This is a genomic window from Rhodococcus sp. KBW08 (assembly GCF_003852455.1).
GTDB classification, from domain to species: domain Bacteria; phylum Actinomycetota; class Actinomycetes; order Mycobacteriales; family Mycobacteriaceae; genus Rhodococcus_F; species Rhodococcus_F baikonurensis.
Window position 1 is genome coordinate 49,333 of the sequence record NZ_QAJJ01000005.1, and the last position, 12,009, is coordinate 61,341.

Here is a 12,009-nt window from a genome sequence, read left to right on the forward strand (position 1 = left end):
CGGGAGGGCCACAAGCTATCCGATCTTGTTTCCGTACAGACGTGTCCAGTTCTCGGCGCTCGTGAGGCGCGGCATGGCGTCCGAATACGCCTTCTTCATCTCAGGCGCGCGCTTGCGCAGCTCCCAACAGACTTTGGCCGCACGCTTGGCCAACTCGGTAGCCTGCTTCTTGTTGCGCCGACGGACGCGAACGCCGTTCTGCGACGCGTCCGTGACAGCCGCATTTTCGAACAACGACACATGCCACCAGTCGCCGAAGATCGCAGGAACCGTTACCGGTCGACGGTCGACACGCCCAGTCCACTGTTGAACTACACGTTTGAGAAGCACCAGACCCTCGCGGTTCTCGTCGGGCTCGAACTCCCACACCGTCATCTGCGTATGTGGATCGGACTCCGCACCGACCGCCGAGGCCGGCTGCATTTTCGTCTCAGGGTATTCATCACGTAGAGCGCGAACGTCGACAAGAGCAGATTGCCCGCCGTCGTTAAGGAAGTCAGGCCCCTGCAGGAAATCCTCAGCCGCCTTGACGAATGTTGCCGCCAACCCGTACTGCATTCCTACGATGAGCTGAGTAATCTTGCGCAACAAGAACTTCGAGATCACCTTACCGTCGAACGGGCCGTAGATCGAAGAAACGATCAACCCATTTCGAATGCTGAAGTACCGGGACCAGTCGTCGTAATCCTTCAGGTGGAAATCCGCATGCCAGACACCGGCATTGGGCAGAGTAATCGTCGGGTGGCCCGCGAAGCGCGCTCGGATTCCGTACTCGATGTCATCCCACTGGAAGAAAAGCGGTATCGGCAAGCCCAGCTCGGAGATGATCTCTGCCGGCAACAGGCAAGTCCACCAACCATTCCAGCCGGCGTCGAAGCGCATCTCCTGCTTCTTCTTCAACAGGTCGACGCCCATCATCGCGCCAGGAGTCAGGACCCCGGCCTTGAGCTCGTCGAGGACCTCTCGCTCCGCACTGACATGCAACATGGTCGGATTGTTCAGTGACAACATCTGAGCCCCGACGATTGCCGGCTCGACCGTCATGTTTGCGAATGCATTCATCCTGAGCACCGATTCGGGCTCACAGAGAATGTCGTCGTCCATGAGGATGACGTTGGCGTGCTCAGAACCTGACGAGGAGGTGATTTCGAGCATTCCACGCGAGAATCCGCCCGCGCCGCCAAGATTCGGCTGCGTCAGGTAAATCAACTTCTTGCCGAGATCATGCGCGACAGTCTTGAAACGATCCCTGGATTGAACCTGATCCGTGCCCTGATCGACCACACAGACGGCGTCGATTCCGGTCATCGCACCCGTATCGGACGCCATGGTTGCGACGGTTTCGACACAGTCGTCGGCGCGATTGAAAGTGCAGATGACAACAGCCGCCGGGCGTATGAACTCGGGGGCCGAGACAGTCCATGACACGCCGGAAACCACAACTGAACCTTTGGTCGCGACGAATTCCAACCACATTGCCCCGCCGTCGACGAAATGAGCGAGCGGCGCGTCGATCGAGAGTTCACCCGATCCGGCGACCGAGTGAAGCGAAATCGTCCGCTTGCGTCCGCGCACATCCGATGCACGCAGGCTGACGTCGAGCCCGCCGTCGCCGACGTAGCTCAGCTGAATCCGCACCGAGCTCACACGCGTCCACCGCTGCCAGAAACTGGCAGCAAATCGTCCGAAATACGTGTTGGTGCTCGCGGTCGCCGCTTCGCCCAATGTCAGAGAATGCCGACCGACGAGCGCGTCTCCCTTGGTAACCACATACATTGCCTCTGGCACCTTGGGGGACATCGATCGGAAGATGCCACGCTGGACCAGAAATCGATCCCCGTGTGGATGCTCGACCATTACCTCGTCAAGCACTGCCGTGTCATTTGCGACCGGCGTATCCGCGGAGGCCTCGTTCATCTACTGATCCCTACCGTTGTTGATGTAGCTACATCTGAGCACGTATCGGGCTCGAGGGTATCAACCGCGGCGATCGGAGATTCAGCGGACGACGGATTCTCCGGCTGAATACGTTGCCTCGACACCGGCCTTCTGCGGACGCCACCACTGTTCGTTGTCGCGGTACCACTCGACGGTGGCTTCCAGACCGCTTCGGAAATCGCGGTACTGCGGCTTCCACCCAAGTTCCTGCTGCAGTCGCGTCGAATCGATCGCATACCGCAGATCGTGACCGGGGCGGTCGGTGACGAAGTCGAAATCGTCCGGCTTGCGTCCGAAGATTTCGAGCAGGGCCGCGATCACCGTTCGGTTGTCGGTTTCACCGTCGGCGCCGATCAGATACGTCTCGCCGGACTTGCCTCGGTCCAGGACGTCCCAGACTGCACGGTTGTGATCCTCGACGTGAATCCAGTCGCGGACGTTGCGGCCCTCGCCGTACAACCGAGGACGTACCCCGTCGATCAGGTTCGTGATCTGGCGCGGGATGAACTTTTCCACATGCTGATAGGGGCCGTAATTGTTGGAGCAGTTGGAGATGGTCGCCGCGATCCCGAACGACCGCACCCAGGCGCGCACGAACAGATCACTCGATGCCTTCGACGCCGAGTACGGACTCGACGGGTTGTACGGTGTCGTCTCCGTGAACCTCGTCGGATCATCCAGTTCGAGGTCGCCGTACACCTCGTCGGTGGAAATGTGGTGATAGCGGACCCCGTGCGAACGCACTGCCTGCAAGAGCGAGAACGTCCCCATGACGTTGGTCCGCAGGAACGGTTCCGGATCGGCGAGGGAATTGTCGTTGTGGCTTTCGGCAGCAAAGTGCACGACTGCGTCGGAACGCGAGACAAGGTCGTCGACCAGAGGCTCGTCGGCGACGTTGCCGTGAACAAACGTGATCCGGTCCTCGACGGACGCAAGGGACTGGCGATTTCCGGCGTAGGTCAGAGCGTCGAGAACCGTGACTTCCACGTCGGGACGAGTCGACACCGTCTGATGAACGAAATTGGCACCGATGAAGCCGGCACCCCCGGTGACCAGTAGTCGCACTTCATCTCCTCAGACTCATCGAACGAACTCCCACTTTAGCGGCCGAATTCGCAGTGTCCCGTTTGCGTCGGCAGGCAGGAGTGCAGGACACTGCACGCATGCGCGGAATCATTCTGGCCGGTGGCACCGGGTCGCGGTTGCACCCGATCACCCTCGGAGTGAGCAAGCAACTCTTGCCTGTTTACGACAAGCCGATGATCTACTACCCGCTCTCCACTCTCATGCTCGCCGATATTCGCGACATCTTGATCATCACGACTCCGCACGATGCGGAGCAATTCCGTCGAGTGCTCGGCGACGGCTCACAATTCGGCGTGAACCTCACGTACGCGATCCAGCACGAACCCAATGGCCTTGCAACGGCATTCACTCTCGGCGCGGATCACATCGGATCCGAGTCCGTGGCGCTCGTCCTCGGCGACAACATCTTCTACGGCCCCGGCCTCGGAACCCAACTCAGACGTTTCTCCGATATCGACGGTGGCGCCGTGTTCGCTTACTGGGTATCGAATCCGACCGCCTACGGTGTTGTCGAATTCGACGACTCGGGTCGGGCGGTGTCCATCGAAGAAAAACCGACGTCACCGAAATCCAATTACGCCGTCCCCGGTCTCTACTTCTACGACAGTGACGTCGTGGACATCGCACGCACTCTGAAGCCCTCTGCGCGTGGTGAATACGAAATCAGCGACATCAATCAGCACTATCTCGAAGCTGGCAAACTTTCTGTCGACGTCCTCCCCCGCGGAACCGCGTGGCTCGACACCGGCACACCCGATTCCCTGCTCGAGGCAGCGAACTACGTGCGGACCATCGAACACCGCCAAGGCCTCAAGATCGGTTCACCTGAAGAGGTCGCGTGGCGTCAGGGATTCATCAACTCCGACCAATTACGCACTCAGGCAGAAGCATTGGGCAAATCCGGCTACGGCAACTATCTACTCGAACTGCTCGAGCACGGCAAGGAATGGTGACGTGGAAATTCGTCCACTGAAAATCGCCGGAGCCTGGGAGATCACGCCGAAGCAGTTCGGCGACCATCGCGGCGTCTTTCTCGAATGGTTCAAAAGCTCCACCTTCACCGCCGCGACCGGCCGCACTCTCGACCTCGCTCAGGCCAACTGCTCGGTTTCCGAAGCCGGCAGCCTCCGCGGGATCCACTTCACCGACAATCCGCCCGGACAGGCGAAGTACATCACCTGCGTCAAAGGTGCCTTCCTCGACGTCGTCGTCGACCTGCGCGTCGGATCACCGACCTTCGGCGAGTGGGATGCGGTGGTGATCGACGACGTCGATCGACGAGCAGTATTCCTGGCGGAAGGCCTCGGCCACGCGATCCTTTCACTCGAAGACGGATCGACAGTGATGTACCTCTGCAGCATCGAATACTCCCCCCATCTGGACCGCGACCTCGATCCCTTCGATCCGGAACTCGCGATCGACTGGCCGAAGACGGATCGTCAGGGCAACCCCCTGACCTACGAACTCTCCGCAAAGGACGCTGCTGCACCGCCCCTGACGACGCTCCGCGCAGACGGTCTGTTGCCCGGTTTTGTGGCCGAAGAATCGCCGAATCGGTAATCTTCACCTTTCACACTCGATGGGGTGACGACCGGCGGGACGGACGGCTGGATGACCAAACGCGCGAGCAGACGCGGCCTGTGGACGGCCGTCGTTCTCGCAGCCGGCCTCGGCGGTCTCGCGCTGGTCGCCCCGCCCCTGACTCCAGGCACGATCGAGTCCGCCCCCGTCACGGTCATCACGACCACCCCACCCGCGCCCGTTGTTCCACTCACTCCGGAGGAGCTCTCGGCCCGGGTGGTCCCCACCATCGTCACCATCACGGCGCCGGCCGGATTCACCACCACTGCCGGGACCGGGATCGTGCTCTCCCCTGACGGGGTGGTGCTCACGAATCACCACGTCATCAGCGGAGCCTCGGACGTCACCGCCGTCAGCATGTCCAACGGACTGATCTACGACGCCGAGATCCTCGGGTACGACAGCGTCAGCGACCTTGCCGTCCTGCGCCTCGCAGGCGCCACCGATCTGCCGGTGGCAGTGGTCGGGAAGTCCGCGGAAGCCGCTCGCGGGGACGCCGTCACCGCAATCGGAAATGCCGAAGGTGGCGGCGTACCCGTCCCAGCTCCCGGCGTCATCACCAACCTCGGTGTCACCGTCAACACCCGCAACGCGTCCGACGGATCGCGAAACCAGTTGAAAGGCCTCATCGAGGTGGACGCGGACATCCGGCCAGGCGATTCCGGTGGCCCGCTGGTCAACGCCGTGGGCGAACTGATCGGCGTCAGCAGCGCGGGCAACGCCGTCACCGACCGCACCGAAACCTCGCCGGCGCCTCAGTCCTACGCGATACCGATCGACACGGCACTACCGATCGTCGATCAGGTACTCGGTGGCCGCTCCTCCGAAACCGTGCGCGTGGGACCGACTCCCGTGCTCGGTGTCGCGGTGAAGGACCACGCAGACATGCCGGCCGGCGCCGAAGTTGTTGCCGTGAGCTTCGATTCGCCGGCCGAGCGGGTGGGGCTCACCAAAGGTGCGGTCATCACGGAGTTCGGTGGCAGCCGGATCGCGTCGTCGGCCGATCTCAATGCGGCGATGAGCTCGCACCGCCCCGGCGATACCGTCGCAGTGACGTGGGTGGATGTAACGGGGCAACCCGGGACCGGTTCCCTGGTCCTCGACGAGGGGCCACCTCGCTAGTCGGACAATGCGCCAGCCGTGAAAGCATCGTGGCATGACCACGGTTCTCCTGCTCACCTGTGACGGCGCCGCCCGCGAGGCGGATGTCGAAAGCAAACTCGTCATGGAAGCTCTCACCACCTACGGCATTGCGTCGACAATGGCGCCGTGGTCGAGTCCGTCCCTCCACGACATCGACGCCGACCTGGTTCTGATCCGTTCGACCTGGGACTACACCCAGCGCCTCGACGAATTTCTTGCCGTTCTCGCTCAGCTGACCGCCCCGATCGCCAATCCGCTCTCGATCGTGAAGTGGAACGCCCACAAGGGATACCTGACTGAACTTGCCGCGGCCGGCGTCCCCATCGTCCCCACTGCGGTGATCACCCCCGGAAAGAGCGAAACACTCACCCTCCCTTCGTTCGAGAGTGCCGACGTCATCGTCAAGCCTGCGGTGTCAGCCGGCGCTGTCGGAGTGGGGAAGTTTGCCGCGAGGTCCGCGCAGGCCCGCGCTCACCTCACCTCGATCCTCGACGGCGGTAACGACGCATTGGTTCAGCCCTTCATCTCGGACGTCGTCGACGGTGAGCGCTCGATCATCCACCTCGGTGGGCGTTACTCCCATGCCGTCCGGAAGATCCCGGCCACCAACGATTTCCGTGTGCAGGAGTTCCACGGCGGAACCAACCACGTCCACGAACCGTCCACCGCCGAACTCGCGGTGGCCGACGCGGCGCTGGCCGCAGCCCCCTGCGGTCCCGGCGAATTGCTTTATGCGCGTGTGGACGTCGTGGGGCCGGTGGATCAACCACTACTCATGGAAGTGGAATTGATCGAGCCCGAACTCTTCCTGCCCTTCGCCCCCGGATCTGCCGACGCCCTCGCACGTGCAGTTGTCTCGTCACTAGGTCTGTGAAGCTCCTCGGAGTGCCTTCTTGTCGACCTTCCCCAAGGCAGTGAGCGGCAACGCTTCCAGAATTGAAATCTCCTTGGGTGCCCAGATCGGGCCCTTGTGTGATCTGACGTGCGCGATGAGCTGCTCGGGCGTGACCGACCATCCCGTCTTCAGTACGACTGCCGCGGTAACCGCTTCTCCCCATTGAGGATCGGGGACACCGAATACTGCACAGGCGGCCACTGCGGGATGACGTCCGAGCGAGTCCTCGACTTCGCGCGGGTAGACGTTGAATCCACCGCTGATGATCGTGTCCTTGATGCGGTCGACGATCGAGATGAGCCCAGTTTCGCCGATCCGAGCAACGTCGCCGGTGTGCAACCACCCATTCGCAAGCGCTGCAGCGGTTTGTTCAGGTTTGTTCCAATAGCCGTCCATCACGAGCGGACCTCGCACACAAAGCTCGCCGGGTACACCCGTCGCGGTCTCGTTTCCCTGCTCGTCGAACAACACCACTTCGACACCTGGCATCGCACGCCCACAACTCCCCAGAACTGCGGGATCGTCCGTGTGCTCACGTGTATCGAGCACCGTCAACGCATTCGGGGCTTCGGCCTGACCGTAGTGCTGGCTCAGGATCGGCCCGAACACCGCCCCTGCCTGCGCGAGCCTGGTGGGGTCGATGGGTGCAGCACCGTAAAGCATCCAGTTCAGCCCGGACAGATTCGCATCCGACAGACGTGGATGGTCGAGCAAGGCGTAGAGCATCGTAGGAACGACGAATGTAGCTGTGACTCCGCCATTTTCGATTGCGTCGACAACCCTGTCCGGGTCGAACGACCTGTGCAACTCGAAGCTTGCACCTCGCAGCAGACCGGGTGCGACGAGCAGACCGGCAGCGTGAGACATCGGCGTAGTGAGCAGCATGGTGGTATCAGCCGGCCACTCCCACGTGGTGCAGGCCCAGGCATTGGCGACCAAGGATCGGTCCCTGAGCATGACGCCTTTCGGCTCACCGGTAGTTCCACCGGTGTAGAAGAGATACAAAGCTCGACCCTGACCGCCGAAGCCTGAACCTTTTCCCGCCGTGGACAATTCACACGCTGATTCGAGGGCTGACAGTGACATCACTCGAGTCTGCGCCGCTTCGGCGCGCGCCTGGAACTGTCCGTCGGCAACCAACAGGAGATCGGTACCACTGTCTTTCAGCACCATCCTGTCGTTCTCTTCGGTCGCGAGCGGATGGAGTGCCGTGTAGCGCACGCCCGCCAGACACGCCGCGGCCATGACCGTGAATGCTTCAGGACACGGACCCGCAAGCAGGGCTACCCCGCCTCCGTCCGGCAGAGCGAGGCTACCGAGGACACCTGCAATCCGCTCGATCTGTTCCGCGGTCTGCCGATATGTCAGCTCGGCCCGATCACCGTTCCGATCCGTGAATCGAAACGCGATGTGGTCTGGTCGGCGTCGCAGCGCCGACAGAATCAGATCCGCATATCCCGCTTGCTCCTGCAAGCCTGACGCCATCGGTTCATCGTTCATCATGTCCGCGTTCATCGTGGCCCTCCCAAGATCGTGACCGCGGCGACGGCTTCCTCGATGCCGTAAAGACCTCCGCCGTTCTCTGCGACCGCGATTCGAGCCCCGGGAACCTGTCGCCGCGCTGCTTGTCCACGCAACTGCGTGACAAGTTCGAAGACCTGCGCCAGTCCCGTTGCCGAGACCGGATGACCACGGGATTCGAGCCCACCTGACGGATTGACCGGACGCACGCCTCCCAATGAACTCGCACCGGACGCCGACCATGCGCCGCCCTCACCGATCGGGCAGAACCCCAAATTCTCGACCTGCTGTACTTCACCGAAGGCCGTGGCGTCGTGGACCTCTGCCACATCCACATCGCCTGGCCCGACTCCGGCTTCCTCGTATGCGCTCATTGCCGCTCGGCGACCGATGTGACTCTCCACGTCATCTGCGGCCCGATCCGTGCCTGACACCAAGCTGCAACCGAGTACCCGCGCCGCCCGCCGAGAGGAATCATGCCTTCGCGCAAAGTCTGCAGTGGTCACAACGACCGCCGCTGCACCGTCACTGACGGGCGAGCACATCGGAACGGTCAGAGGCCACGCGACTCGCCTCGCGGCAAGCACCTCGTCGACAGTGAAGGGTTTGCGAAAGTGCGACCGCGGATTGTGCACGGAATGCGCATGATTTTTGGCTGCTACGGACGCGAGTTCGAACTCGGTCGTTCCGAATCTCTCCATGTGCGCCCGAGCAAGAGAAGCGTAGATCTCCATGAACACCGAACGCTCACCCTGCGATCCGAGTTCACCCGGCACCGGAGCGGAGAGGGAGGCAAGGCCGGCGAGCGTCTCGTCGCGATGCGCAACGTCGAGCGCACCGTCGAACACCTCCAGACTTCGAGCCGGATCCGAGCACACCAGCTTGTCCACCCCGACCGCCAATGCGACCTCGGACAGACCGGCGCGAACGTGGGCGATCGCCAGCCAGAGTGCCGTTGCCCCGCCGGCGCAGGCATTTTCGACATTGACGACCGGGACTCCACCGAAACCGTAAGGTCTCAAGGCAATCTGGCCTGGGATCATGTGCTGCCGGTCGATCGCCTTCTGACTGACGGTCGCGTAGAAGACTGCACCGACGTCACCGCGGGTCAGGCCCGCGTCTTCGACGGCGTCGATCGCTGCACGACCCGCCAATTCCGAGGCCGAGGTATCCGCGTGCCGCCCGAAGGGAGTCGCGCCGACACCGAGAACCATGACTTCGCCGCTCACGCCACTACTCGATTCCTCAATACCCCGAGGCCGGCGACCTCGAGTTCGACTACGTCTCCCGGTTCGAGGAACCGCCCGTGTTCCAAGCCGCATCCACTCGGCACGGTGCCGGAACAGAAGACTTCACCCGGGTACAGCCGCGTGGAAGTCGAGGCGAACGAAATCACGTCCTCGAAACGATGGTCCATGTCGGCGCTGGTTCCTCGGCTCACCTCGTCTCCGTTGATTCTCGCGGTCATCTCGAGTTGGTATGGATCACCGACTTCGTCGGCCGTCACGATCCAGGGGCCGAGGACATTCGCGTTCGAAAAGTCCTTGCTCTTACTGAGACCGAGTCCGGTGGAGATCTCCTCGAGCTGAGTATCGCGGGCGCTGAAATCGTTGAAGATGGTGTAACCGAAGATATGCGCAGAGGCATCCGCGCGTGAGATGTCGGTTCCACCGCGCCCCAGCACACAGGCGAATTCGAGTTCGTAATCGCGCAGGCTCGAGTACTCGGGCCACACGACGTCAGATTCGTGTCCGGTCACCGCCAATCGGTTCGCTATGTAATACAGCGGGCGCTCCAACTGGATCTTCGGCAGTTCGACGTCCTCGAGTGCGACCCCTTGAATTCGGGCGCGAGCGTTGCGGAAGTGATCCATGAAGCAGCCGAAGTCTCGGATCTGGACCGGCTGAGGAAGCGGCGACATCCAGCGCACATCACCCGCGTCGACGATTGCACTTGCCGGCTGCTCGTCTGCAAGCCGATCCAGGATCTCCCGTGCCGCCGGACCACCTTCGATGATGGTTTGCATGGTTTCCAGTTCTGGAGCCGGTTTTCCCGTCACATCATGATGAGCTCGCTCGAGTAACAACAGTTGCTCGCCGCTGCCCGTCACCAGAGCCGTCTGCTGGGTCTTTTCGTATTCGACGGTCGCAAGTTTCACTGTGAATCAATACCTTTCACTGAATTGTTCGTTAGTTGAGGCGGGAATTCTGCTCAGACGAACGCGACCACACGAGCCGGGGCAGCGCTGGCTCGCGCAAGCTTGATCGGGAAAAACGCCACGTGAAATCCCGAGGGCGGAAGCGCGGCGAGGTTCGACAGCTGCTGAACGATGAATACTTCACGTTCGCGTCCGGCCCGGTGCCCGTCCCAGAGAACCGAGTTGTCGCCGGTGTCACGAAATTTCTGCGCCATGACTGCAAAGCTCAAGTCCCAGCCGGCAGCGTCGGTGCCCAGCACCTTCGCGCCTTGCTCGGCGAGAAACAGCGTGCCTTCGCGACTCATCCCTGGATACTGAAAGAACCCTGGATCGGCCAAGGTGAAGCTCTCTTGTCCGGTACGGAGCAACACGGCACCACCCTGTGGAACGGACGCACCGTTTTCCGCCAGGGCAGCTTTCAGCGCGTCCACCGAGATCGGCTGATTCGCCTCGCACCGGCCGCGCAGGTCGAGCACCACTGTCTCGCAGAATAATTCATCCAACGCGATGTCTGTGATCGTGCGAGAAGGCTTACCCTCTGAGGTTGATCCGTAGTGCAACGGCGCGTCGACGTGTGTGCCCAGATGGCTGTTGAACTCACTCAACATCTCCGATCCCCACCCCTCACCGTCCGGAAGATCATGAACTCCGCACTGCAGTGCTGCCGCGAACTCGTCGCGTCCGGCACCTGCGGGGTGCGAGTAGGCCACCGAGGGGGCAACGACGGAAGCCAGTGCCTTCAAACCCTCGGGGAGCAGTTCCCGATCGGCCGGATCGAGAGTTCTAGTCAGATCGATGAGTTCCATGTCCGCCCATTTCCGTTAAGTTATTGGACGCTCAGCATAGAACTGGACGATCAACATAGGCAAGAGGGTATCGAGAGAGGAATACGGCCGTCCGATGGCCGGCCTCGTAGCATGAGTGCCGGTGCGCAGGTCTCGGCCCCGACGGGCACGTCGACGTCACCGCGTGCCGGAATTGGCTGCACTCGAGAACGAAAGAAGGCAGGAACACCGAATGGCGTCGACACGCAAGCAGGAGATTTCCGAGGAAACCAGACGGCGACTGGTGAAGGCCGCGGCCGAACTGGCTGCGGAAGGCGGGTCGGCCGCCATGTCCGTACAAGCCGTGGCGGAAAGATCCGGCATCAGCCGAGGGTCTGTGGCCTGGCACTTCGGATCGAAAGACGGGCTTCTACGAGCCGTCGTCGAAGACGCATTCCGGTGGGGCATGGAGAAGTTGCGCGCAGAGTTGGCATCATCCTCGGCGACCGGAATCGAAGCATTGATCGAAGCCAACTTCGTGTTGATGTCGTACCCCGAGGCACGAATTTTCTCGACCATCCTGATCGAAGCCGTGATTCCCGGGTCCACCATCCGCGAGACCTACGCAGAGCAGTACGTCGCAATGCGAACGCTGTACGCGGACTACCTGCGTTCGATCGACACACCGGTCGCCAATCCGGAGTTGGTTGCCGTCACCCTTCTGGCCGGCACTCTCGGGATCAACCTCCAACATCGCCTCGATCCCGACAACGTCGATCGACGTTCGGCGGTAACCGAACTCGAATCGATCTATGCCCGCGCGATGGCATCTACCGCAACGTCAGGGCACGAGAATCCGGCAGCACACGAGAATCCATAGGCGG

Annotated in this window: 11 protein-coding genes; 5 read left to right on the forward strand and 6 right to left on the reverse strand. The window is 61.8% G+C overall.

The genetic code is table 11. The features are described 5' to 3' along the window. Positions 1-15: 15 nt before the first annotated feature. Positions 16-1,917 carry a glycosyltransferase gene (locus DBV08_RS05835; RefSeq protein ID WP_095969510.1) on the reverse strand — a complete coding sequence of 634 codons (1,902 nt, stop codon included), beginning with the start codon at positions 1,915-1,917 and terminating at the stop codon, positions 16-18. Positions 1,918-1,998: 81 nt separating this feature from the next. Then, a complete protein-coding gene (rfbB, locus tag DBV08_RS05840) occupies positions 1,999-3,003 on the reverse strand; it encodes a dTDP-glucose 4,6-dehydratase (protein WP_124566824.1) in 1,005 nt (334 codons plus the stop codon). 98 nt (positions 3,004-3,101) lie between these two features. Here rfbB and rfbA point away from each other — a divergent pair, with 98 nt between their 5' ends. Genes rfbA through DBV08_RS05860 form a run of 4 tightly spaced genes read left to right on the forward strand, consistent with a single transcriptional unit; the run spans position 3,102 to position 6,622 of the window. Then, positions 3,102-3,977, forward strand: a complete 876-nt coding sequence (rfbA, locus tag DBV08_RS05845; protein ID WP_031331137.1) for a glucose-1-phosphate thymidylyltransferase RfbA — start codon at positions 3,102-3,104, stop codon at positions 3,975-3,977. Position 3,978: 1 nt separating this feature from the next. Further along, entirely contained in the window at positions 3,979-4,584 is a 606-nt protein-coding gene (locus DBV08_RS05850; RefSeq protein WP_124566825.1) for a dTDP-4-dehydrorhamnose 3,5-epimerase family protein, read from the forward strand. A gap of 51 nt (positions 4,585-4,635) precedes the next feature. Further along, positions 4,636-5,727: a S1C family serine protease gene (locus tag DBV08_RS05855; protein WP_124567030.1), complete on the forward strand. Its 1,092-nt coding sequence runs from the start codon at positions 4,636-4,638 to the stop codon at positions 5,725-5,727. Between the two features lie 34 nt (positions 5,728-5,761). After that, a complete protein-coding gene (locus tag DBV08_RS05860; RefSeq protein ID WP_124566826.1) occupies positions 5,762-6,622 on the forward strand; it encodes a RimK family alpha-L-glutamate ligase in 861 nt (286 codons plus the stop codon). Here the strand turns inward: DBV08_RS05860 and DBV08_RS05865 are convergent. From DBV08_RS05865 to DBV08_RS05880, 4 genes are read right to left on the reverse strand one after another with little or no spacing between them, the layout of a single operon-like run. Next, on the reverse strand, positions 6,611-8,158 hold the full coding sequence (locus DBV08_RS05865) for an AMP-binding protein (RefSeq protein WP_124566827.1): 1,548 nt from the start codon (positions 8,156-8,158) through the stop codon (positions 6,611-6,613). The genes DBV08_RS05860 and DBV08_RS05865 overlap by 12 nt on opposite strands. Next, positions 8,155-9,393 (reverse strand): thiolase family protein, encoded by a 1,239-nt coding sequence (locus DBV08_RS05870; protein ID WP_124566828.1) that lies wholly within the window; start codon positions 9,391-9,393, stop codon positions 8,155-8,157. The genes DBV08_RS05865 and DBV08_RS05870 overlap by 4 nt, the downstream gene beginning before the upstream one ends. Next, positions 9,390-10,322 (reverse strand): fumarylacetoacetate hydrolase family protein, encoded by a 933-nt coding sequence (locus DBV08_RS05875; RefSeq protein WP_097388030.1) that lies wholly within the window; start codon positions 10,320-10,322, stop codon positions 9,390-9,392. Before DBV08_RS05875 ends, DBV08_RS05870 begins: the two co-directional genes overlap by 4 nt. 53 nt (positions 10,323-10,375) lie before the next feature. Then, a complete protein-coding gene (locus DBV08_RS05880; protein WP_124566829.1) occupies positions 10,376-11,167 on the reverse strand; it encodes a cyclase family protein in 792 nt (263 codons plus the stop codon). Between the two features lie 211 nt (positions 11,168-11,378). Here DBV08_RS05880 and DBV08_RS05885 point away from each other — a divergent pair, with 211 nt between their 5' ends. After that, positions 11,379-12,005 carry a TetR/AcrR family transcriptional regulator gene (locus DBV08_RS05885; protein WP_124566830.1) on the forward strand — a complete coding sequence of 209 codons (627 nt, stop codon included), beginning with the start codon at positions 11,379-11,381 and terminating at the stop codon, positions 12,003-12,005. The last annotated feature ends 4 nt before the right edge of the window (positions 12,006-12,009 follow it).

Bases quoted from the DNA above. Each gene is read 5' to 3' on its own strand.
- DBV08_RS05860 (WP_124566826.1), top strand. From the start codon at position 5,762: ATGACCACGGTTCTCCTGCTCACCTGTGACGGCGCCGCCCGCGAGGCG.
- DBV08_RS05880 (WP_124566829.1), bottom strand. From the start codon at position 11,167: ATGGAACTCATCGATCTGACTAGAACTCTCGATCCGGCCGATCGGGAA.
- DBV08_RS05885 (WP_124566830.1), top strand. From the start codon at position 11,379: ATGGCGTCGACACGCAAGCAGGAGATTTCCGAGGAAACCAGACGGCGA.
- DBV08_RS05855 (WP_124567030.1), top strand. From the start codon at position 4,636: ATGACCAAACGCGCGAGCAGACGCGGCCTGTGGACGGCCGTCGTTCTC.
- DBV08_RS05865 (WP_124566827.1), bottom strand. From the start codon at position 8,158: ATGAACGCGGACATGATGAACGATGAACCGATGGCGTCAGGCTTGCAG.
- rfbA (WP_031331137.1), top strand. From the start codon at position 3,102: ATGCGCGGAATCATTCTGGCCGGTGGCACCGGGTCGCGGTTGCACCCG.
- DBV08_RS05835 (WP_095969510.1), bottom strand. From the start codon at position 1,917: ATGAACGAGGCCTCCGCGGATACGCCGGTCGCAAATGACACGGCAGTG.